15 protein-coding genes and 2 pseudogenes are annotated in these 21,584 nt (G+C 69.9%); 13 read left to right on the top strand and 4 right to left on the bottom strand.

What is annotated here, in order from left to right; translation table 11 throughout:
- Positions 1-127 precede the first annotated feature (127 nt).
- The 7 genes from ACQEVY_RS12535 to ACQEVY_RS12505 all read left to right on the top strand — a co-directional run bounded on the left by ACQEVY_RS12535 (position 128) and on the right by ACQEVY_RS12505 (position 8,162).
- Positions 128-808, top strand: a complete 681-nt coding sequence (locus ACQEVY_RS12535; protein WP_328768256.1) for a response regulator — start codon at positions 128-130, stop codon at positions 806-808.
- 133 nt (positions 809-941) lie between these two features.
- Complete coding sequence (locus ACQEVY_RS12530; RefSeq protein ID WP_432947831.1) at positions 942-3,701, top strand: DNA translocase FtsK; 2,760 nt, start codon at positions 942-944, stop codon at positions 3,699-3,701.
- A 270-nt stretch (positions 3,702-3,971) separates the two neighbouring features.
- The gene (locus tag ACQEVY_RS12525) at positions 3,972-4,811 is read left to right on the top strand and encodes a helix-turn-helix domain-containing protein (protein ID WP_432947829.1); all 840 of its coding nucleotides are present in this window, start codon (positions 3,972-3,974) and stop codon (positions 4,809-4,811) included.
- Positions 4,812-4,932: 121 nt separating this feature from the next.
- Positions 4,933-6,405 carry a 30S ribosomal protein S12 methylthiotransferase RimO gene (gene rimO / locus ACQEVY_RS12520; RefSeq protein ID WP_432947827.1) on the top strand — a complete coding sequence of 491 codons (1,473 nt, stop codon included), beginning with the start codon at positions 4,933-4,935 and terminating at the stop codon, positions 6,403-6,405.
- The gene (gene pgsA, locus ACQEVY_RS12515; protein ID WP_432947825.1) at positions 6,402-7,133 is read left to right on the top strand and encodes a CDP-diacylglycerol--glycerol-3-phosphate 3-phosphatidyltransferase; all 732 of its coding nucleotides are present in this window, start codon (positions 6,402-6,404) and stop codon (positions 7,131-7,133) included. Before rimO ends, pgsA begins: the two co-directional genes overlap by 4 nt.
- Positions 7,130-7,678: a CinA family protein gene (locus ACQEVY_RS12510; protein WP_432947823.1), complete on the top strand. Its 549-nt coding sequence runs from the start codon at positions 7,130-7,132 to the stop codon at positions 7,676-7,678. The genes pgsA and ACQEVY_RS12510 overlap by 4 nt, the downstream gene beginning before the upstream one ends.
- 109 nt (positions 7,679-7,787) lie before the next feature.
- Positions 7,788-8,162, top strand: a complete 375-nt coding sequence (locus ACQEVY_RS12505) for a helix-turn-helix domain-containing protein (protein ID WP_119106308.1) — start codon at positions 7,788-7,790, stop codon at positions 8,160-8,162.
- A 739-nt stretch (positions 8,163-8,901) separates the two neighbouring features.
- On the opposite strand, the gene ACQEVY_RS12500 is transcribed toward ACQEVY_RS12505, so the two are convergent.
- From ACQEVY_RS12500 to ACQEVY_RS12490, 3 genes are all read right to left on the bottom strand, one after another.
- Positions 8,902-9,666, bottom strand: coding sequence for an SDR family NAD(P)-dependent oxidoreductase (locus ACQEVY_RS12500; protein ID WP_432947820.1), 765 nt, complete (start codon positions 9,664-9,666; stop codon positions 8,902-8,904).
- Positions 9,667-9,698: 32 nt separating this feature from the next.
- Positions 9,699-10,541: an Fpg/Nei family DNA glycosylase gene (locus tag ACQEVY_RS12495; protein WP_432947818.1), complete on the bottom strand. Its 843-nt coding sequence runs from the start codon at positions 10,539-10,541 to the stop codon at positions 9,699-9,701.
- Positions 10,542-10,778: 237 nt separating this feature from the next.
- Positions 10,779-15,554, bottom strand: a complete 4,776-nt coding sequence (locus tag ACQEVY_RS12490; RefSeq protein WP_432947816.1) for an ATP-dependent helicase — start codon at positions 15,552-15,554, stop codon at positions 10,779-10,781.
- A 315-nt stretch (positions 15,555-15,869) separates the two neighbouring features.
- On the opposite strand from ACQEVY_RS12490, the pseudogene ACQEVY_RS12485 reads away from it, so the two are divergent.
- From ACQEVY_RS12485 to ACQEVY_RS12475, 3 genes and pseudogenes are all read left to right on the top strand, one after another.
- Positions 15,870-16,619: pseudogene (locus ACQEVY_RS12485) on the top strand (AraC family ligand binding domain-containing protein); the annotation flags it as partial.
- Positions 16,620-16,732: 113 nt separating this feature from the next.
- Entirely contained in the window at positions 16,733-17,503 is a 771-nt protein-coding gene (locus ACQEVY_RS12480; protein ID WP_432947814.1) for an AzlC family ABC transporter permease, read from the top strand.
- Complete coding sequence (locus tag ACQEVY_RS12475; protein ID WP_432947812.1) at positions 17,500-17,808, top strand: AzlD domain-containing protein; 309 nt, start codon at positions 17,500-17,502, stop codon at positions 17,806-17,808. The genes ACQEVY_RS12480 and ACQEVY_RS12475 overlap by 4 nt, the downstream gene beginning before the upstream one ends.
- 121 nt (positions 17,809-17,929) lie before the next feature.
- On the opposite strand, the gene ACQEVY_RS12470 is transcribed toward ACQEVY_RS12475, so the two are convergent.
- Positions 17,930-18,874 (bottom strand): hypothetical protein, encoded by a 945-nt coding sequence (locus tag ACQEVY_RS12470; protein WP_432947810.1) that lies wholly within the window; start codon positions 18,872-18,874, stop codon positions 17,930-17,932.
- A 79-nt stretch (positions 18,875-18,953) separates the two neighbouring features.
- Between ACQEVY_RS12470 and ACQEVY_RS12465 the strand changes: the two genes are divergently transcribed.
- The 3 genes and pseudogenes from ACQEVY_RS12465 to recA form a co-directional block, all read left to right on the top strand.
- Positions 18,954-19,148, top strand: coding sequence for a DUF3046 domain-containing protein (locus ACQEVY_RS12465; RefSeq protein ID WP_165344899.1), 195 nt, complete (start codon positions 18,954-18,956; stop codon positions 19,146-19,148).
- Between the two features lie 165 nt (positions 19,149-19,313).
- Positions 19,314-20,495 carry an AI-2E family transporter gene (locus tag ACQEVY_RS12460; protein ID WP_432955186.1) on the top strand — a complete coding sequence of 394 codons (1,182 nt, stop codon included), beginning with the start codon at positions 19,314-19,316 and terminating at the stop codon, positions 20,493-20,495.
- A gap of 226 nt (positions 20,496-20,721) precedes the next feature.
- Positions 20,722-21,570: pseudogene (recA, locus tag ACQEVY_RS12455) on the top strand (recombinase RecA); the annotation flags it as partial.
- Positions 21,571-21,584 lie beyond the last annotated feature (14 nt).

Raw genomic sequence — 21,584 nt, 5'->3', positions numbered from 1 at the left:
CATCGCGGTGACAGGGTGTGGCGACAGGCGGGGTGCGGCTACCATGACCGGCACAAGGACGGGCGGCGTAAGGGAGTCGTCCCCTGGGGCGGCGCCCGGTGCACTGCCGGGGCGAGGAGGACGGGCCATGGTGCAGAAGGCCAAGATCCTCCTGGTCGATGACCGGCCGGAGAATCTGCTGGCGCTGGAGGCCATCCTCTCTGCGCTCGATCAGACCCTGGTTCGGGCATCGTCCGGGGAGGAAGCGCTCAAAGCACTGCTCACGGACGATTTCGCGGTCATTCTGCTGGATGTCCAGATGCCGGGCATGGACGGTTTCGAGACCGCCGCGCACATCAAGCGGCGGGAGAGGACCCGGGACATCCCGATCATCTTCCTCACCGCCATCAACCACGGTCCGCACCACACCTTCCGGGGATACGCGGCGGGCGCGGTGGACTACATCTCCAAGCCGTTCGACCCGTGGGTGCTGCGGGCGAAGGTCTCCGTGTTCGTCGAGCTCTACATGAAGAACTGCCAACTCCGGGAGCAGGCAGCCCTGTTGCGGCTCCAGTTGGAGGGCGGTGGCGGCAAGACCGCCGAGGCAAAGGAACCGGCCGGGCTGCTCGCCGAACTCTCCGCGCGGCTCGCGGCCGTGGAGGAGCAGGCCGAGGCGCTGTCCAAGCAGCTCGACGACGACTCCGCGGATGCGGCGGCGGTCGCGACCGCGGCGCATCTGGAGCGCAAGCTCACGGGACTACGCAGGGCGCTGGACGCGCTGGAACCGGGCTCGGGGAACGGCGCGGCTTCGCTCCCTTCGCAGAACTGAGTTTGCACAACGGTGGCGATCCGGTACGGCGGTTGAGGCTCCGTCAACTTGACGCCTCGCTGGGGTGCGACACGAATGGGTGAAGCGCAAGGCACACGTGTCCCCAGTGGTCTGCCCCGGTAACCTCACCCTCATGGCCTCACGTCAGCCCGCTGCCAAGAAGTCGACCGCCAAGAAAGCGGCCGCTCCGAAGAAGGCTGCGGCGAAGAAGGCCCCAGCGAAGAAAGCCCCGGCCAAGAAGGCTCCCGCGAAGAAGGCCGCGGCCAAGAAGGCGCCGCCCAAGCCGGCGCCCAATCCCACCGGGGGCGTGTTCAGGCTCGTACGCGCCCTCTGGCTCGGTGTCGCACACGCCGTCGGCGCCGTGTTCCGCAGCGTAGGGCGGGGCGCGAAGGGGCTCGACCCGGCGCATCGAAAGGACGGACTCGCCCTGCTGCTGCTCGGCCTCGCCCTGATCGTGGCCGCGGGCACCTGGTCCAACCTCCGCGGCCCCGTCGGCGACCTCGTCGAGCTGCTGGTGACCGGAGCCTTCGGCCGCCTCGACCTGCTCGTACCGCTCCTGCTCGCGGTGATCGCCGTACGGCTCATCCGGCACCCCGAGAAGCCCGAGGCCAACGGACGCATCGTCATCGGCCTGTCCGCGCTCGTCATCGGCGTGCTCGGCCAGGTCCACATCGCCTGCGGGGCGCCCGCGCGCAGCGACGGCATGCAGGCGATACGGGACGCCGGCGGGCTCATCGGCTGGGGCGCGGCGACGCCGCTGACGTACGCGATGGGTCAGGTTCTGGCCGTTCCGCTCCTTGTGCTGCTCACGGTCTTCGGGCTTCTGGTCGTCACGGCGACGCCCGTGAACGCCATTCCGCAGCGGCTGCGGCTGCTCGGCACCAAGCTCGGCCTCGTACAGCCGAAGGCGGCCGAGGGCGACGTCAGCGAGGACGACGAGCGCTACGACGACCAGTGGCGCGAGGCGCTGCCCGCGCGCTCCCGAAAGCGCCGCTCCGCCCCCCGGACGTCCGAGGAGTACGACCCGGACAGCGCCGAGCAGGAGGCGCTCTCCAAGCGCCGCAGCCGCTCCAGGCGGCCCGCAGCACAGCAGCCCGCCGCTGACCGGCAGAGGGACGCGGTGGACGTGGCCGCGGCGGCCGCAGCGGCGCTCGACGGTGCCGTGATGCACGGGATGCCGCCCTCGGCGCTCGTGGCCGATCTGACGCAGGGCGTCGGGGCGGACCGCGGGGACCGCGAGGACACGGGTGGTGGGCACCAGGAGACAACGCCGGTGCCGGCAGCGCGCAGCAAGTCCGGCAAGGGCGGCAAGCCCAAGCAGGAGATGCTGAAGGCCGAGGTCGCCGACCTCACCAAGGCGCCCCCCGCGGAGCCGCGCGAACTCCCGCCGCGCGCCGAACAGTTGCAGCTCTCCGGCGACATCACGTACTCCCTGCCGTCGCTCGACCTCCTGGAGCGCGGCGGCCCGGGCAAGGCGCGCAGCGCCGCCAACGACGCCATCGTCGAGTCGCTCACCACGGTCTTCACCGAGTTCAAGGTCGATGCCTCCGTCACCGGCTTCACGCGCGGCCCGACGGTCACGCGGTACGAGGTCGAGCTCGGCCCCGCCGTGAAGGTCGAGCGCATCACGGCGCTCACCAAGAACATCGCGTACGCCGTCGCCAGCCCGGATGTGCGGATCATCAGCCCGATCCCCGGCAAGTCGGCGGTCGGCATCGAGATCCCCAACACCGACCGTGAGATGGTCAACCTGGGCGACGTACTGCGGCTTGCGGACGCGGCCGAGGACGACCATCCGATGCTCGTCGCGCTCGGCAAGGACGTCGAGGGCGGCTATGTCATGGCCAACCTCGCGAAGATGCCGCACGTCCTGGTGGCCGGAGCGACCGGTTCCGGTAAGTCGTCGTGCATCAACTGTCTGATCACGTCGATCATGGTCAGGGCGACCCCCGAGGACGTCCGTATGGTGCTCGTCGACCCCAAGCGCGTCGAACTCACCGCGTACGAAGGCATTCCGCACCTGATCACGCCGATCATCACCAACCCGAAGCGGGCCGCCGAGGCGCTGCAATGGGTCGTACGGGAGATGGATCTGCGCTACGACGACCTCGCGGCGTTCGGCTTCCGGCACATCGACGACTTCAACGAGGCCATCAGGAACGGCAAGGTCAAGCTGCCCGAGGGCAGCGAGCGGGAGCTCCAGCCCTACCCGTACCTCCTGGTGATCGTCGACGAGCTCGCGGACCTGATGATGGTCGCCCCCAGGGACGTCGAAGACGCCATCGTGCGTATCACGCAGCTCGCGCGCGCGGCCGGCATCCACCTCGTCCTCGCCACCCAGCGGCCCTCCGTCGATGTCGTCACCGGTCTGATCAAGGCGAACGTGCCGTCCCGGCTCGCCTTCGCCACCTCCTCGCTCGCCGACAGCCGCGTCATCCTCGACCAGCCCGGCGCCGAGAAGCTGATCGGCAAGGGCGACGGGCTCTTCCTGCCGATGGGCGCCAACAAGCCGATCCGTATGCAGGGCGCCTTCGTGACCGAGGACGAGGTCGCGGCGGTCGTACAGCACTGCAAGGACCAGATGGCGCCGGTCTTCAGGGACGACGTCGTGGTCGGCACCAAGCAGAAGAAGGAGATCGACGAGGACATCGGCGACGACCTCGATCTGCTTTGTCAGGCGGCGGAACTGGTCGTCTCCACGCAGTTCGGGTCCACCTCGATGCTCCAGCGCAAGCTGCGCGTCGGATTCGCCAAGGCTGGGCGGCTGATGGACCTCATGGAGTCCCGCAACATCGTCGGGCCGAGCGAGGGTTCCAAGGCTCGTGATGTTCTTGTGAAACCTGACGAGCTGGACGGAGTGCTAGCGGTGATCCGTGGGGAGGCTCAACCGTAAGGAATCACCGTCAGGAATCGGTGCGGGCCGGGTCCCTGTGCGAGTGGGTCGACGATGCGCGAACGTGACTCATCCGTAAAGAAGCGGCGAGCAACCGTTTCCCTTCGGCCCACGTCAAGTTGAGGGGAGGGACAGGTACGTGTCCCACCCTCAGGATGTCCGGCCATTCTGATGGCGTACAAAGTCATACCGCCCGGTTGCCCCACCCTTTCGTACCCCCCATAAACTGAACCTCCAGCACAGGTGGCTACACGCTCGAAAGGCGCCCCCGTGTCCATCGGCAACTCCCCTGAGGACAACTTCCCTGAGGACAAGCGTCCCTTCGAAGAAGAAGACCGTCCCTCGATCGGCAGCGCGCTGCGACAGGCACGTATCGACGCGGGGCTGACCGTCGACGATGTCAGTAACGCCACCCGGGTCCGCATCGCCATCGTGCAGGCGATCGAGCAGGACAACTTCGATGCCTGCGGCGGAGATGTCTACGCCCGCGGCCACATCCGGACCCTGGCACGCGCTGTGCGCATCGATCCGGATCCGCTGCTCGCGCAGTTCGCGGCCGAGCACGGCGGGCGTCCGGCGCCGACGCCGGCGGCACCGCTGTTCGAGGCCGAACGCATCCGTCCGGAGCGCCAGCGGCCCAACTGGACCGCGGCCATGGTCGCCGCGATCGTCGCCGTGATCGGTTTCGTCGGGTTCACGCTGTTCAGCGGCGGTGACGACGGTGCCGACGCGAAGACGCAGACCGCCGAGGGCTCCAATCCAGCCGCCACCAAGTCCCCCGACCGCAAGCCGGACAAGCCCGACCGCACGCCCGACCCGTCGGACAGCGCCATCGCGGCCGCGCCGCGGGACAAGGTCACCGTCAAGGTGACCGCCCCCGACGGCCGCAGCTGGATCTCGGCCCACGACCACAACGGCCGACGGCTGTTCGACGGCTTCCTGGAGCAGGGCGACTCCAAGACCTTCCAGGACAAGGAGAAGATCGACCTTGTCCTCGGTGACGCGGGTGCGCTTCAGCTGTACGTCAACGGCAAGAAGATCGACGACGAGTTCCGGCCCGGAGGGGTCGAGCGGCTGACGTACACGAAGGGCGATCCCGAGGTCGGCTGAGTCACACGGCATTCAGGGGTTGCTGGACAGCGGGTTTTTCGGGCAGGCGGGCACGGGGTTGGCCAAGGACGGCCAACCCCGTCGACGTGGGCTGTCAGTGGGACGAAGTAGTCTTGAGCCCATGCCTGAACGCCGTACCGTCGCACTCGTCACTCTTGGCTGCGCTCGTAACGAGGTGGACTCGGAGGAGCTCGCAGGCCGCTTGGAGGCGGACGGCTGGCATCTCGTGAAGGACGCCGAGGAAGCCGACGTCGCCGTCGTGAACACATGCGGCTTCGTCGAAGCCGCCAAGAAGGACTCCGTCGACGCCCTTCTAGAGGCCAACGACCTCAAGGGACACGGCAGAACCCAGGCCGTCGTCGCCGTCGGCTGTATGGCCGAGCGGTACGGCAAGGAGCTCGCCGAGGCCCTTCCCGAGGCCGACGGCGTGCTGGGCTTCGACGACTACGCGGACATCTCCGACCGGCTCCAGACCATCCTGAACGGCGGGATCCACGCCGCGCACACCCCGCGGGACCGCCGCAAGCTGCTGCCGATCAGCCCTGCCGAACGGCAGGAGTCCGCCACCGAGGTCGCGCTGCCCGGGCATGGCCCTGCCGACCTCCCGGAGGGGCTCGCTCCGTCATCGGGCCCCCGTGCGCCCCTGCGGCGCCGTCTGGACGGCTCTCCGGTCGCCTCGGTGAAGCTGGCCTCCGGCTGTGACCGGCGCTGCTCCTTCTGCGCCATCCCGTCCTTCCGGGGCTCGTTCATCTCGCGGCGGCCGTCCGACGTCCTGGGGGAGACGCGCTGGCTGGCCGAGCAGGGCGTCAAGGAGATCATGCTGGTCTCCGAGAACAACACCTCGTACGGCAAGGACCTGGGCGACATCCGGCTCCTGGAGACGCTGCTGCCCGAACTCGCCGAGGTCGACGGGATCGAGCGCGTGCGGGTCAGCTATCTGCAGCCCGCCGAGATGCGGCCCGGCCTCATCGACGTACTGACCTCGACGCCGAAGATCGCGCCCTACTTCGACCTGTCCTTCCAGCACTCCGCTCCCGGCGTGCTGCGCGCCATGCGGCGCTTCGGGGACACCGACAGGTTCCTGGAACTGCTCGACACGATCCGCACCCGGGCCCCGCAGGCGGGCGTGCGGTCCAACTTCATCGTGGGCTTCCCCGGCGAGAGCGCGGACGACCTGGCCGAGCTGGAGCGCTTCCTGAACGGCGCGCGGCTGGACGCGATCGGCATCTTCGGGTACTCCGACGAGGAGGGCACGGAAGCGGCCACGTACGAGAACAAGCTGGACGAGGACGTCGTCGCCGAGCGGCTGGCCCGGGTCTCGCGGCTCGCGGAGGAGCTGGTCTCGCAGCGGGCCGAGGAGCGGGTCGGCGAGACCGTGGAAGTGCTGGTCGAGTCGCTCGACGCCGCCGAGGGCGCGATCGGCCGCGCGGCGCACCAGGCGCCGGAGACCGACGGCCAAGTGCTGTTCACGAGCGGCGAAGGCCTGACGGTCGGCCGTATGGTCGAGGCGAAAGTGGTCGGTACGGAAGGCGTCGACCTGGTGGCCGAGCCCCTCCCGGGCTCGCTCGCAGGTCCTGAGGAGGCTGCCAGATGACGGGAGTCCCGGCATCCGCGGCGGGCGGCCCCGGCGCGCCGGGCACGCGTGGTGCTGCCGCAAGCGCCTCCGGTACGGGCGCTTCCGGTGCTCAGGGCTCGAAGTCGTCCCGCGGCGGGAAGCTGGGCGCCGTGGCCGTCAATCAGGCCAGCGTCTGGAATGTCGCGAACCTCCTGACCATGCTCCGCCTCCTGCTCGTGCCGGGCTTCGTCGCGCTGATGCTCGCCGAGGGCGGCTACGACCCCGTGTGGCGGGCCTGGGCCTGGGCCGCCTTCGCGGTTGCCATGATCACCGACATCTTCGACGGCCACCTTGCGCGGACGTACAACCTCGTCACCGACTTCGGGAAGATCGCCGACCCGATCGCCGACAAAGCGATCATGGGGGCAGCCCTGATCTGTTTGTCCTCGCTCGGCGATCTGCCGTGGTGGGTGACGGGTGTCATCCTCGGCCGGGAACTCGGAATTACGCTGCTGCGTTTCCTGGTTATCCGCTACGGCGTCATTCCGGCGAGCCGCGGCGGCAAGATGAAGACGCTCGCCCAGGGCACAGCTGTCGGGATGTACGTCCTGTCGCTGACGGGGCCATTGGCGACCCTGAGGTTCTGGGTGATGGCTGTGGCGGTCGCCCTGACGGTAGTGACCGGGCTCGACTATGTGAGACAAGCCATTGTGCTGCGACGCCAAGGTCTCGCCGAGCGGAAAGCAGCGGCGAAGGAGGCGGAATGATTGCTGCCCAGGCCGCTGAAGTGCTGAGACTACTGACAGTGAGAGGCGAGACGCTGGCCGTCGCCGAGTCGCTGACGGGTGGTTTGGTGGCAGCGGAGATCACCGCGGCGCCGGGGGCGTCCAAGGCCTTCCGCGGCTCCGTGACCTCGTACGCCACCGATGTGAAGCGGGATGTACTCGGCGTCGACGCCGCCCTGCTGGAACAGCGCGGGGCGGTGGATCCGCAGGTCGCGGCCCAGATGGCGGCCGGCGTACGTAAGGTGCTCGGCGCGGACTGGGGTCTCGCGACGACCGGTGTCGCGGGGCCCGAAACCCAGGACGGGCAGCCGGTCGGCACGGTTTTCATTGCCGTCGACGGGCCGTCCTGGGAGGTCGGCGGCCGATTTGGTGGCGGGAAAGTGGCGTCGCTGCGGTTGAACGGCGGCCGGACGGAAATCCGTATGGAGAGTGTACGGAGCGTGCTCGGGCTTCTCCTGGCGGAGCTCGAGCACGAACAGTTGGGAAATGAGCGGGCACAGGATACGGAACAGAACGGGGGGAATTGATGTTTGCAGCCCTGAGTGAACACGACATCGCTCCCCGCACGGCCGCGGCGCAAGGCGGTACGGTGGGGCGAGAAGGATCCGGCTACACGGCCCGAGGAGGGAGCCACCGATGATTCTGCTCCGTCGCCTGCTTGGTGACGTGCTGCGTCGGCAGCGCCAGCGCCAGGGCCGTACTCTGCGCGAAGTCTCCTCGTCCGCCCGAGTCTCACTCGGCTATCTCTCCGAGGTGGAGCGGGGGCAGAAGGAGGCTTCCTCCGAGCTGCTCTCCGCGATCTGCGACGCGCTGGACGTACGGATGTCCGAGCTCATGAGAGAAGTGAGCGACGAACTTGCGCTCGCCGAGCTGGCCCAGTCGGCAGCGGTCACCGAGCCTGTGCCCACGCCAGTACGCCCGATGCTCAATTCCGTGTCAGTGACCGGTGTGCCGCCGGAACGAGTGACGATCAAGGCGCCGGCCGAGGCGGTCGACGTAGTCGCCGCCTGACGGCTGCGCGTCTGTGGTCGGCCGGTCATGAGAGGCATGAGAGTCGTGAGTCGGCTCACATGAGCTGAGAACCGGCTGAGAACTGTGTGAGGGCCCCGATCGGGGCCTCTCCGGGGAGACCTGGAGGGATGCGGTCGGGGTTTTTGCGTTGGTGGAGGGCGGCGGCCGGGGGATCTGTACGTTCCGGATGGCTGCTGTCGTGTGCATGTGGGCAGTCGCGTTTCGGTTTCATCACTTTTGCTCCGTTTGCCGCGGTGTCCCTGGACGGCGATGGTTGAGGGGCCGGGGCGCTTGAAGCTGAGTCGCGGCGCCTTGGGTGCGTGGGTGCGTTGGGTGCGCCTCGTGGGGATTGATGCGCCCTGCCGGTGGTTGACGGTCGCGGTCCAGCGGCGGTTGGCGGTTGGAGGTGGTGCCATGGCGGGGCGGGCGGTGCGAATAGGGCGGTGGGGGCTGGTTCTGGGGGGCGGGGCGCTGTGGTGGTGGGGGGTGGTGCGATGGGCGTTTGCGTCGGATGCCGGGGCATGGGAGGGGATGGTCGTGGCTGGGGGGTGGGGGTTGAGTCTGCTTCCGGTGCACTGTGTGCCGAAGGCTCGGGCCACGGCTGAAGATCCGGTCCAAGGTTGAAGGCCCGGCCAAGGTTGAAGATCGGGCCCAAGGTTGAGTCCCGCGCAAGGCTGATGGTCCCGCACAAGGCTGACCGGGACCTGGGTTGCGCTTTGGGAAGTGGTCCGCGCGGTGCCTACCAGGGCATGGCCACGCCGCCGTTCGGGCGGAGGATCTGGCCGGTTGTGAAGGCCGAGGCGTCGCAGGCGAGATACAGGACGGCGTGCGCGATGTCCTCCGGTTCGCCGACCCGGCCCAGTGGTGACATCCGTGCCATGACCGCCTCGGTCCGCGCTTGGGCCTCGTCGTCGTTGCGGTCCGTCATGGGCGTACGGATCCAGCCCGGCGCGACTGCGTTGACGCGGATGCCGTGCGGCCCCATCTCGGTCGCCAGGGTCTTCGTCAACTGGACGACGGCCGCCTTTGCCGCCCCGTAGCAGAGCAGCCCGGGCCCTCCGGTGTCGACGGCGCCCGAGGCCATGGTGACGATGCTGCCGCGTGTCCCGGACGCGATCATGGTGCGGGCCGCCTCCTGGCAGGCGTAGAGCACGCCCTTGAAGTTGACGCCGAGTACTCGGTCGAGGTCCTCGTCGCGGGTCTCCAGGACCGGGCTGCTGTGCATGATCCCGGCGACGGCGGCCATCACGTCGAGGCGCTCACAGGCCGCGACCGCCTGGCCGAGCCGGGCGCGGTCGGTGACGTCGAGGGCGTATGTGTGGGCCACGCCGCCCTTGTCCTTGATCAGGGCCGCTGTCTCGTCGAGGCCCTGGTCGTCGCGGTCCGCGCAGTGGACGACGGCTCCCGCCTCGGCGAGCAGCACGGCACAGGCGCGGCCGATGCCGCTCGCGGCGCCGGTGACGAAGACGGTGCGTCCGCTGAGGTCGTACGCCGTGACAGGCATGTAAGGACCGTACGAGGGTTTCTGACGGGTCGTCAATTACTCGTACGGGATGGGTGTGTGCGTGATCGGGAGGGCCCTGGCTCGGGGACCGGGCCGGACTGGCATGTCGGGCACCAGTACGTGGGCCGCTCTCGGGAGCCGTCGCCCTGGTTCGCCGTACGGACCGAGGTGCGGCAGCGCAGGCAGGGGCGGGGCGCGCGGCCGTAGACGTAGAGGTTCTGGTCGCGGCGGCCCGTGGTGCTGCGGGCGGGGCGGTCGCGGTTGGCTTCCAGGAGTTTCTTGGCGAGGGCGGGCAACTGGGCGGCACGTTCGGCGTCGAGGTCGCCGATGGGCAGCCATGGGGTGACCCCGAGCAGGAAGCAGAGCTCGCTTTTGTAGACGTTGCCGATTCCGGCGAGATTGCGCTGGTCGAGGAGGGCTTCGCCGAGCGGGCGGGCCGGGTCCTGCAGGAGGTTCTCCAGGGCTTTGTCGGGGTTCCAGTCAGGGCCCAGGAGGTCGGGGCCGAGGTGGCCCACGGCCCGGTGCTCCTCGGTGCTGCGGAGCAGTTCCAGTACGGGGAGCCGGTAGCCGACCGCTGTGTGCTCCGTGGTGCCGAGGATCACGCGGATCTGGTGACCGGGGCCGCCGCTCCAGCGCTGGCCGGACGCGTACACCTTCCAGGAACCGTCCATCCTCAGGTGCGTATGCAGCGTCAGCCCGCCCTCGATGTGGGTGAGCAGGTGCTTTCCGCGTGGGGTGACGTCCAGGACGGTGCGCCCGGTGAGGTCGGCCGTCGCGTACTGGGGCACCCGGAAGTCTGAGCGCGTGAGCACGCGGCCCGCGAGCGCCGTGTGCAGGCGCCGGGCGGTCTGCCAGACGGTGTCTCCTTCGGGCATGGGGTCCAGGGTGGCATGGGGTGGGTGGGTGCGTCTTGGTCGGGGACGCGGGGAGGCTGGTGGAGGGCAGGTTGCGCGGCTGAGGGCGGGACGCGTGGCTGGTCGGCTGGGTGGGCAACGGCGGCTGGGAGGGGAGCGGTTATGGGGAAGGAAGTGGTGGCGGGGATCAGGCAGGTCCGGGCCGTGGCCTCGAGCGGCCATCGGTCCGCTGGTACGGGTATACGGCCTCGGCTGGTCCTATGCCCGGAGGCGTAGGCCCCGCGGTGTCGCGTGGAAACCGGCTCCTTCCAGGAGTGTGCCGAAGGGCGATGTCAGGGCCGAGGCGCCGTTCACACGCTCCACCGTGACTGTGCCGAGGGAGCCCGCGCGGGCGGCCGCGGAGAGGGCCTCGGCGGCTATGCGCAGACGTGGGTCGTTCGGCGGTGTGTCATCCGGCGTGGAGGGCCAGGCCAGGAGGGTCTTGCCGCCGCGCTCCATGTAGAGGGTCAGTTCGCCGTCGACCAGCACGACCAGGGAACCCGCCTTGCGGCCGGGCTTGTGACCCGCCCCGTCCGGAGGGTCGGGCCAGGGAAGGGCTGCCCCATAGGCGTTCGCCGGGTCGGCGGCGGCCAGGACGACGGCACGGGTCGCGTTGCTCGGACGGGGACGGGAGGTGGGGCCGCCGGGGAAGCCGGTGCCGGAGTGGGCGTCGGCGTAGGGGTCTGGGAAGCCGTTGGTGTCGGCCAAGAACTCGGGCGCGCTCGGGAACCCCGGCTCTGGCAGCGTCTCGCCTCGCTCGCGTGCGTTTGCCGCCGCGCGCAGCCGGTCCACCGCGCCGTCCATCGCGAACTGCGCGGCACCGAGCCCCTCCACCACATAGCCACGGCGTGCCTGTCCGCTGTCTTCGAAGGCGGACAAGATGCGGTACGTCGCCGAGAAGCCGCCCTCGACTCCTTCCGCCGCGACCGCGCCCCGGGTGACCACGCCGTGCCGGTCGAGCAGGGTGCGGGCCAGGGCGTGGGCGCGCACGGTGGGATCGGCCTCGCGGTCAGGGAGCAGTGACCAACGGCCCGCGACGGTGGGAGGGCCGCTACGGGAGGCGGGGCGCGCCGCGGCCGTCAGGCTGCCGTACCGTCCGCGCGGGACCGTGGGCTTCGCGCGATGGGCGGTGGAACCCGCAGTGCGGCCCGATCCCAGGAGGGAGCGCATCGGACCGAGGGTGTCGTTCGTCAGCCGGCCCGACCAGGCCAGATCCCAGAGGACGTCGGCGAGTTGGGGGTCGGTCGCGTCGGGGTGCGTGGTGGCGCGGATCTGGTCGGCGATCTGGCGGAAGAAGAGTCCGTAGCCCCCCGAGAGTGTGTCGAGGACCGACTGGTGGAGCGCGGTCAGCTCCAGAGGATGCGGGGCCGGCAGCAGCAAGGGGGCCGCGTCCGCCAGATACAGGGACACCCAGCCGTCCTTGCCGGGCAGCGCGCCCGCTCCGGCCCACACCACCTCGCCGGCGGCGGTCAGCTCGTCGAGCATCGCCGGAGCGTAGTTCGCGACCCGGGATGGCAGGACGAGCTTCTCGAGGGCGGAGGCGGGCACGGAGGCGCCCTGCAACTGCTCGACGGCGCGGACGAGTCCGTCGATGCCACGCAGTCCGTGTCCGCTGCCCAGATGCTGCCACTGCGGCAGGAACTGGGCGAGCGCGGCGGGCGGCACCGGCTCCAACTCCTGTCGCAGCGCCGCGAGCGAACGGCGCCGCAGCCGCCTCAGCACCGTCGCGTCGCACCATTCCTGGCCGATCCCCGCCGGGTGGAACTCTCCTTGTACGACACGGCCGCTCGCGGCGAGCCGCTGCAAGGCGCCCTCGGTGACCGCCGTACCGAGGCCGAAGCGCGCCGCCGCCGCGGTCGAGGTGAACGGGCCATGGGTGCGTGCGTACCGCGCGAGGAGGTCGCCTAGCGGGTCCTTGACCGGCTCGGTAAAGGCTTCGGGGACGCCGACAGGCAGCGCCGTGCCGAGCGCGTCACGCAGTCGGCCCGCGTCCTCGATCGCCGCCCAGTGGTCGGCCCCGGCGACCCGGACCCGGATGGCGCGGCGGGACGCGGCCAGCTCCGGGGCCCACTCCGGCTCGGCGCCGCGCTCGGTCAGTTCCGCGTCCGTGAGGGGGCCGAGCAGGCGCAGCAGGTCCGCGACGCTCTCGACGTCCTTGGCACGGCGGTCCTCGGTGAGCCACTGGAGTTCGCGCTCCAGCTCGCTCAGGACGTCGGCGTCCAGGAGCTCGCGCAGTTCGGCCTGGCCGAGGAGTTCGGCGAGGAGCCGCGAGTCCAGCGACAGGGCGGCGGCGCGTCGCTCGGCGAGCGGGGAGTCGCCCTCGTACAGGAACTGTGCGACGTATCCGAACAGCAGTGACCGCGCGAACGGTGACGGAACCGGCGTGGTGACCTCGACGAGCCGCACCTTGCGGGACTCGATGTCGCCCATCAGTTCCGCCAGGCCGGGGACGTCGAAGACGTCCTGGAGGCACTCGCGGACCGCCTCCAGGACGATCGGGAAGGAGCCGAACTCGCTGGCCACCTGGAGCAGTTGGGCGGCGCGCTGGCGCTGCTGCCACAGTGGGGTGCGCTTGCCGGGGTTGCGGCGCGGCAGCAGCAGGGCGCGGGCGGCGCACTCGCGGAAGCGGGACGCGAACAGGGCGGAGCCGCCGACCTGGTCGGTGACGATCTGATTGACCTCGCCCTTGTCGAAGGCGACGTCCGCTGCGCCCACGGGGGCCTGCTCCGAGTCGTACTCCGTGCCCAGCTTCACGGGCTCCTGGTCGAGCAGGTCCAGGCCCAGCAGATCGGCGTCAGGGAGGCGCAGCACGATGCCGTCGTCGGCGTGCATGACCTGCGCCTCCATGCCGTACCGCTCGGAGAGGCGGGCGCCCAGCGCCAGGGCCCAGGGGGCGTGTACCTGCGCGCCGAACGGGGAGTGCACGACGACGCGCCAGTCGCCCAGCTCGTCGCGGAACCGCTCGACGACGATGGTGCGGTCGTCCGGGATGTGACCGCAGGCCTCACGCTGTTCGGCCAGGTAAGACAGGACGTTGTCGGCGGCCCAGGCATCGAGGCCGGCGGCCAGGAGCCGGAGCCGGGCGTCGTCCTCGGGCAGTGAGCCGACCTCGCGCAGGAAAGCGCCCACCGCGCGGCCCAGTTCGAGCGGGCGGCCCAGCTGGTCGCCCTTCCAGAACGGCAGCCTGCCCGGCACACCGGGCGCGGGCGAGACGAGGACGCGGTCGCGCGTGATGTCCTCGATGCGCCAGGAGCTGGTGCCGAGCGTGAAGACATCGCCGGTCCGGGATTCGTAGACCATCTCCTCGTCGAGCTCGCCGACCCGGCCGCCGCCCTTCTTGGGGTCGGCGCCCGCGAGAAACACCCCGAAGAGGCCCCGGTCAGGAATCGTGCCCCCGGAGGTGACGGCGAGGCGCTGCGCACCGGGACGCCCGGTGACCGTCCCGGCAACCCGGTCCCAGACGACGCGTGGCCGCAACTCCGCGAAGGCGTCGGACGGATAGCGGCCCGCGAGCATGTCCAGCACCGCCGTGAAGGCGGACTCCGGAAGCGATGCGAAGGGTGCCGCCCGGCGGACCGTCGCGAGCAGGTCGTCGACCTGCCAGGTGTCCAGGGCGGTCATGGCGACCAGCTGCTGGGCCAGCACATCCAGGGGGTTGGCGGGGACACGGAGGGACTCGATGGAGCCGGTGCGCATCCGCTCGGTCACGACGGCGGCCTGGACAAGGTCCCCTCGGTACTTGGGGAAGACGACACCGGTGGAGACCGCACCGACCTGGTGCCCCGCGCGACCGACGCGCTGCAGCCCGGAGGCCACCGACGGCGGAGATTCGACCTGCACGACAAGGTCCACCGCGCCCATGTCGATGCCCAGTTCCAGACTGGAGGTGGCGACCACGGCAGGCAGCCGTCCGGCCTTCAGGTCCTCCTCGACCAGCGCGCGCTGCTCCTTGGAAACCGAGCCGTGGTGGGCGCGCGCGATGACGGGCGGGGCACCCTGGGCCGCGCCCGAACCGCCCATCATCTCGGCCGGGCCATGGTGCTCCTCCAGAGGCTCACCCGTCGCCCTCTCGTACGCGATCTCGTTGAGCCGGTTACACAGCCGCTCTGCGAGCCGCCGGGAATTCGCGAACACGATCGTCGAGCGGTGTGCCTGGACGAGATCGGCGATCCGCTCCTCGACATGCGGCCAGATCGACGGGCGCTCGGCACCCTCCTCGGAGTCCGCGACCGGGGAACCTCCCAACTCGGCGAGATCCTCGACCGGAACCACCACCGACAGGTCGAACTCCTTGCCGGACGGCGGCTGGACGATCTCCACCTTGCGGCGCGGCGAGAGATAGCGCGCCACTTCGTCCACCGGACGCACGGTCGCGGACAGGCCGATGCGGCGTGCCGGCTTCGGCAGCAGCTCGTCGAGCCGCTCCAGGGTCAGGGCGAGATGGGCGCCGCGCTTGGTGCCCGCGACCGCGTGCACCTCGTCCAGGATCACCGTCTCGATACCGGTCAGCGCGTCGCGCGTGGCCGAAGTGAGCATCAGGAACAGCGACTCCGGAGTCGTGATCAGGATGTCCGGCGGCCGCGTGGACAGCGCGCGGCGCTCGGCTGCCGGGGTGTCACCGGAACGGATGCCGACCTTCACCTCGGGCTCGGGCAGCCCGAGGCGCACCGCTTCCTGCTTGATGCCGGTCAGCGGGCTGCGCAGATTCCGCTCGACGTCGACCGCGAGGGCCTTGAGCGGCGACACGTACAACACGCGGCATCGCTTCTTGGGGTCTGCCGGGGGCGGCGTAGAGGCCAGCTGATCGAGTGCGGCGAGGAACGCGGCCAGCGTCTTGCCGGAGCCGGTAGGCGCGACCACGAGCACGTCCGAGCCCTCCCCGATGGCCCGCCACGCCCCGGCCTGGGCGTCGGTGGGCGCGGAGAAGGCACCCGAGAACCAGCCGCGGGTCGCGGGCGAGAAGCCGTCGAGGGCACCGTGTGCAGACCTGACCATGCCCCCATCCTGCACCTCGCCACTGACAATGGGTCTGACCTGCGGAAACGGTCTCGCGGCGAGGGCCGGTGCGAGGCGCCGGAGCCAGAGGAACGGGCTGTGGCGGGGGTCGGCGCAGGCTGCGGGGCGGGGTGTTACGCGCTGCGACGGGGGGCGTACGCACGTGATGGGGGCGTATGCACCTGCCGCCCGGCATCGTCGCCCCGAACCGCCTCAGCCCCCAGCAGAGGACGAGTCCGAGCCCGGCAGCACCCCCATGCCCGTACTGCCCGAAACCCCCCGAACCCAACGGGCGACCTGACGCAGAATGGGCACATGGCAGGTTCCGGCGAGCGAGCGCGGCACTGGCGGTACCCGGAACTGCCAGGCGTCGATCTGCTGCGCGCCCGGTACATCCGGAAGACCTTCGTCCGGCACACCCACGAGAACTTCGTCATCGCCGCCATCGCCGACGGCGTCGAGGTCTTCCACCACGGCGGCGCGGACCAGTACGCGGGACCCGGCTCCCTGGCCCTGGTCAACCCAGACACCCCGCACACCGGTCGCGCGGGCAGCCCCGAGGGCTGGCGGTACGGGGCGGTCTACCCGTCCCCCGACCTGGTGGCCGAGATCGCCGCCGAAACCACCGTGATCCGCGGCACCCCCGGATTCACCGCACCTGTGCTCGACGACCCCTACGCCGTGCGCCTGGTCCACCAAGTCCTGCGCGCCGCCGACGAAGGCAACGCACTCGCCGCCGACACCCTGCTGAGAGTCGCCGTGACCCGACTCCTGCGACTGAACGGAGGCCCGCTCCCGCAGCGCACCCCGCGCACGGCAGGCGCCCGAATCGCGGCACGCGCGCGTGCCGTCCTAGAGGAACGCATGACCGAGCCGCCCACCCTGGAACGGCTCGCCGCCGACCTCGGCACCAGCCCCTTTTCTCTGCTGCGTGCCTTCCGGGACACCTACGGCATGCCTCCCCACGCCTGGCTCACCGACGCCCGCGTACGCCGCGCACGCCACCTCCTCGACGCCGGCGCCGCACCCGCCGAAGCAGCCCACGCCGTGGGCTTCACGGACCAGCCGCACCTCAACCGCCACTTCAACCGGATCGTGGGCGTGCCGCCCGGGGCGTACCAGCGCGAGCGCAAGAACGTACAAGACCCACAGGAGAGGTTCCTTCTACCGTCCGAGGCGTGGCAGAACAGACAGCTCTCCCAGACACGCAACGTGAAGAACGCGGAAAACCCGACGCCGCCGTCGTACGAGACGCCCTCGGCGTCGGGGTCGCCGTCGGACTGTCCGGCTTCGCTTTCGGAGTGACCTCGGCAGGAAGCGGCCTCACCCTGCTGCAGACCTGCGCACTCAGCCTCCTGGTGTTCACCGGCGCCTCGCAGTTCGCCCTCGTAGGGGCGCTCGCGGCCGGCGGAAACCCCTTCACCGCCGCCGCGGGCGCGTTCTTCCTCGGGGTACGAAACGCCTTCTACGGGCTGCGTCTGTCCCAGTTGCTGGCCCTCCCGCGCGCGATGCGACCGTTCGCCGCCCAGTGGGTCATCGACGAGACCGCAGCCGTAGCGCTTGCCCAACCCACGCGCCGCAGTGTGCGCATCGGCTTCACCGTCACCGGGCTGACCCTCTACGTGTTGTGGAACCTCACCACATTGCTCGGCGCACTGGGGGCCGAAGCAATCGGCGACACCAACGCATGGGGCCTCGACGCCGCCGGGCCTGCCGTCTTCCTGGCCCTCCTCGCGCCGATGCTCAAGACGACCACGGAGCGGGCCGTCGCGGGCCTCGCAGTCGTCCTGGGCCTCGGACTTCTGCCCGTACTGCCCGCCGGTGTGCCCGTCCTGGTGGCCGCGCTCGCCGCACCGGCCGTCCTGTGGGCGGAGGGCCGCCGCAAGGGGCGTACGACTGCTGAGGAGCCCGCCGACGACGTGCCAGACGCACTGGGGGAAGACCGTTGAACATCTGGATCGCGCTCGGCGTGACCGCCGTCGGCTGTTACGCCGTCAAGCTCATCGGTCTCCTCGTCCCCGCGGGGGTGCTAGAACGGCCACTCGTCCAACGGATGGCCGCCCTGCTGCCCGTCGCTCTGCTGGCCGCTCTTACGGCCCAGCAGACCTTCGCCGACGGCCGAGTCCTGCTCCTGGACGCCAAGGCCGCAGGACTTGTGGCCGCCGCCGTGGCGCTGCTTCTGCGGGCTCCCTTCCTGCTCGTCGTCGCGGCGGCCGTGGTGGTCACGGCAGGGGTGCGGGCGATGACCGGCTGACGCAAGCCGACAGCTGGCGGCACGCGCGCGTGGAGGCTGATTGGCGGCGCGCGCCTGTAGAGGCCGGTTTACGTGCGCGCCGCCCTGGAAGCCCCGCCCTGGACGCCCCGCTCCAGACACGTCAGCCGACAGGCCGCCCGTACGCCCGCAGAGTACGCAGCGCCTCGATCGTGACGATCGGACGCGCCTCCAGGGCGGTGCCCGGCGCCCACTGACGCCAACGGATCGGCCAACCGCCGTCCTCCTCCTGCTCGTTGGCCAGGAAGTCCAGCGAGCGATCCATCTCCTCGTCGGTGAACCACGCGCGCGCGAGCGAGTCCGGCGTCTTGGCGTAGTCGTGCGCGAAGTGGTGCTCGCCCGGCGCGTAACCCGGCGCCACCGGAAACTCCTCACGCCGTTCCGGGGCGAGCGCCACGAGCCGATGCTCGCGCACCAGACGGCCGAGCCGGTCGGCCGCTGCCTCCGCTCGCGAACGATCTGGCGCGGAGTCCAGAAAGGCCACGGCCGCCTCGATCTCGTACGGATGCGACTTCTCCAGGGACTTCACCGCCTGCCAGCAGAAGTCGGTGGCTCTGAACAGCCAGGCGTGCCACACCTCGTTGCGGTGCAGCAAGCCCACGACGGGTCCTGTGGCGAGGAGTTCACTGGGCGGGTCGTCCACGACCGGCACGAAGGGGGCCACCGGGTAGCCGCGTTGGCTGGGATGGATCGCCGGCAGCGCGCCGTCCGGCGTCGACACGGCGGTCAGATAACGGCACACACGCTCTACCCGCTGCCCTCCGCACCGACCGATCGAGTCCAGGACACGCAACGCGTGCCCGGTGTGCAGCGGCTGGCTGACCGGGCCCCGGAGATCGGGCTCGAGCGCGTGACCGTACCCCTCGTCGTCATTGCGGTACGACGCCAGCGCGGTCTCCACCGCGTCGGCACTGCCACCGAGGAAGTGGTACGCGAAACGCCGCTGCTCCAGCACGCGCGCGGTCAGCCAGACGAAGTGCTCGGCGCGGGCGAGCAGGGAGTGCGCCGGGCGCTTCGGGGGGAGTGGGGATGCTCCAGTTTCGGCCATGGCCCGACCGTAGGGCGGAAAGCGTTCTCGACAAGCGGTCCCGGCTCGGACCCACCCTCAGGGGCGGGATACTGGAGTCATGCGGTTGACGGTCTTCTGGCAGCGGATGGCGGAACACTTCGGCAAGGGATACGCCGACACCTTCGCGCGCGATCACGTGATGTCGGAACTCGGCGGACGCACCGTCCACCAGGCGCTGGACGCGGGCTGGGAGGCAAAGGACGTGTGGCGCGCGGTGTGCACCGCCATGAACGTTCCGCACGAAAAGCGCTGAGCGACCACGAAGATCCCAGGACCGGGACCGATTGTCGGTGGCGTGGGCGAGACTTGGACGGTGGCATCGACAGACGAGACCGCCCAGGTCGCACAGCAGGCATCCCCGCTCGGCACGACGCCGCCCACGCGGCCCTCGACCGAAGACCCGACGGGCCGCACCCGCATGCCACGCTGGCTGCCGCGCGCGATGGTGCTCGCGCTCACCCTCATCGCCTGCTTCCAGCTGGGCAGTTGGGCTTTCCACCAGCTGACCGGGCTGCTGATCAACGTCCTGATCGCGTTCTTCCTGGCACTCGCCATCGAACCCGCGGTGAGCTGGATGGCCGCGTACGGCATGCGCAGAGGACTGGCCACCGCGCTGGTGTTCTTCGCCGTGGTGATTGCGGGCGCGGGCTTCGTCACTCTGCTCGGCTCGATGCTCGCCGGACAGATCATCGACATCGTCGAGGACTTCCCGAAGTACGTCGACTCGGTGATCAGCTGGATCAACACGACCTTCCACACGGAGCTCAGCCGCGTCGACATCCAGGACAGCCTGCTCCGCTCCGACTGGCTCCGCAGATACGTGCAGAACAGCGCGGGCGGCGTCCTCGATGTGTCCGCCCAGGTCGTCGGCGGTCTCTTCCAGCTCCTGACGATCACACTGTTCTCGTTCTACTTCGCCGCCGACGGACCGCGACTGCGGCGCGCGCTGTGCTCCGTACTGCCGCCCGCCCGCCAGGCCGAGGTGCTGCGCGCCTGGGAGATCGCCGTCAACAAGACCGGCGGATACATCTACTCACGCGGCCTGATGGCACTGATCTCCGGCATAGCGCACTACATCCTGCTGGAAACCCTCGGCGTGGACTACGCGCCCGTGCTCGCCGTCTGGGTGGGCCTGGTCTCCCAGTTCATCCCCACGATCGGCACCTACCTCGCCGGCGCCCTGCCCATGCTGATCGCCTTCACAGTCAATCCCTGGTACGCGCTGTGGGTGATGATCTTCGTCGTGGTCTACCAGCAGTTCGAGAACTACGTGCTGCAGCCCAAGCTGACCGCCAGGACCGTGGACGTCCACCCGGCAGTCGCCTTCGGATCCGTCATCGCGGGCACCGCGCTGCTCGGCGCTGTCGGCGCACTGATAGCCATCCCCGCCGTCGCCACGCTGCAGGCCTTCCTCGGGGCGTATGTGAAGCGGTACGACGTCACGGACGACCCTCGGGTGCACGGGCACCGCAGGCGGGGCTCAGGCGCTCTCCTCGCGCGCCTACGAGGCGTTTTGAGCGGGCCAGGGAGGGCGCAGCCGACCGTGGAACGGGAGGCGGCGGAGGAAGCGGACGGGGAAGCGGTGCGGGACTCCTCGTAGCGCATCCGCGTACCCGCCCACGGGCCGTGGTCGAGGCGGGTGGTGCGCTTGACACCAAAATCGAACATCCATTCTTATGGAATCTCCGGCGGGGCTCTCGACGGCGATTTCGCGGGGAAGTGCCCGAGTTATCCACAGGCAGGACGGGCGTCGGGGCGCATTGTCAGTGGCAGGCGTTAGCGTCTTTGACGTGAAGCGATCGACTCAAGCAAATCGGGTGGAACCCATGGCAGGAACCGACCGCGAGAAGGCGCTCGACGCCGCGCTCGCACAGATTGAACGGCAGTTCGGCAAGGGCGCAGTGATGCGCATGGGCGAGCGGCCGAACGAGCCCATCGAGGTCATCCCCACCGGGTCGACCGCACTCGACGTAGCGCTCGGCGTCGGCGGCATCCCGCGCGGCCGAGTGGTGGAGGTGTACGGACCGGAATCCTCAGGCAAGACGACCCTGACCCTGCACGCCGTGGCCAACGCACAGAAGGCCGGCGGTCAGGTGGCCTTCATCGACGCGGAGCATGCCCTCGACCCCGAGTACGCGAAGAAGCTCGGCGTCGACATCGACAACCTGATCCTCTCCCAGCCGGACAACGGCGAACAGGCCCTGGAAATCGTGGACATGCTCGTCCGCTCCGGCGCCCTCGACCTCATCGTCATCGACTCCGTCGCCGCCCTCGTGCCACGCGCGGAGATCGAGGGCGAGATGGGCGACTCGCACGTGGGCCTCCAGGCCCGCCTGATGAGCCAGGCCCTCCGGAAGATCACCAGCGCACTCAACCAGTCCAAGACCACCGCGATCTTCATCAACCAGCTGCGCGAGAAGATCGGCGTGATGTTCGGGTGCTTCAACTACTCGACTCGGGTCACACTCGCCGACGGCACACAGGAGAAGATCGGCAAGATCGTCAACCAGCGTATGGATGTGGAGGTCCTCTCCTACGACCCGGACACCGACAAGATCGTCCCTCGACGCATCACCAACTGGTTCGACAACGGGAACGCCGAGCGATTCCTTCAGTTCACCGTGGCCAAGTCCGGAAAGAACGGCAAGGCGCAGTTCGCTGCGACAGAGAACCACTTGATCCGCACCCC

Origin of the sequence: Streptomyces sp. CA-288835 (assembly GCF_050936385.1) — a bacterium.
GTDB lineage: Bacteria > Actinomycetota > Actinomycetes > Streptomycetales > Streptomycetaceae > Streptomyces.
Note: the sequence above shows the minus strand (reverse complement) of the source record. Positions and strands in the feature narration are given on the sequence as shown.

Bases quoted from the DNA above. Each gene is read 5' to 3' on its own strand.
- ACQEVY_RS12505 (WP_119106308.1), top strand. From the start codon at position 7,788: ATGATTCTGCTCCGTCGCCTGCTTGGTGACGTGCTGCGTCGGCAGCGC.
- pgsA (WP_432947825.1), top strand. From the start codon at position 6,402: ATGACGGGAGTCCCGGCATCCGCGGCGGGCGGCCCCGGCGCGCCGGGC.
- ACQEVY_RS12495 (WP_432947818.1), bottom strand. From the start codon at position 10,541: ATGCCCGAAGGAGACACCGTCTGGCAGACCGCCCGGCGCCTGCACACG.
- ACQEVY_RS12460 (WP_432955186.1), top strand. From the start codon at position 19,314: ATGCCACGCTGGCTGCCGCGCGCGATGGTGCTCGCGCTCACCCTCATC.
- ACQEVY_RS12470 (WP_432947810.1), bottom strand. From the start codon at position 18,874: ATGGCCGAAACTGGAGCATCCCCACTCCCCCCGAAGCGCCCGGCGCAC.
- ACQEVY_RS12465 (WP_165344899.1), top strand. From the start codon at position 18,954: ATGCGGTTGACGGTCTTCTGGCAGCGGATGGCGGAACACTTCGGCAAG.
- rimO (WP_432947827.1), top strand. From the start codon at position 4,933: ATGCCTGAACGCCGTACCGTCGCACTCGTCACTCTTGGCTGCGCTCGT.
- ACQEVY_RS12490 (WP_432947816.1), bottom strand. From the start codon at position 15,554: ATGGTCAGGTCTGCACACGGTGCCCTCGACGGCTTCTCGCCCGCGACC.
- ACQEVY_RS12500 (WP_432947820.1), bottom strand. From the start codon at position 9,666: ATGCCTGTCACGGCGTACGACCTCAGCGGACGCACCGTCTTCGTCACC.
- ACQEVY_RS12510 (WP_432947823.1), top strand. From the start codon at position 7,130: ATGATTGCTGCCCAGGCCGCTGAAGTGCTGAGACTACTGACAGTGAGA.
- ACQEVY_RS12535 (WP_328768256.1), top strand. From the start codon at position 128: ATGGTGCAGAAGGCCAAGATCCTCCTGGTCGATGACCGGCCGGAGAAT.
- ACQEVY_RS12530 (WP_432947831.1), top strand. From the start codon at position 942: ATGGCCTCACGTCAGCCCGCTGCCAAGAAGTCGACCGCCAAGAAAGCG.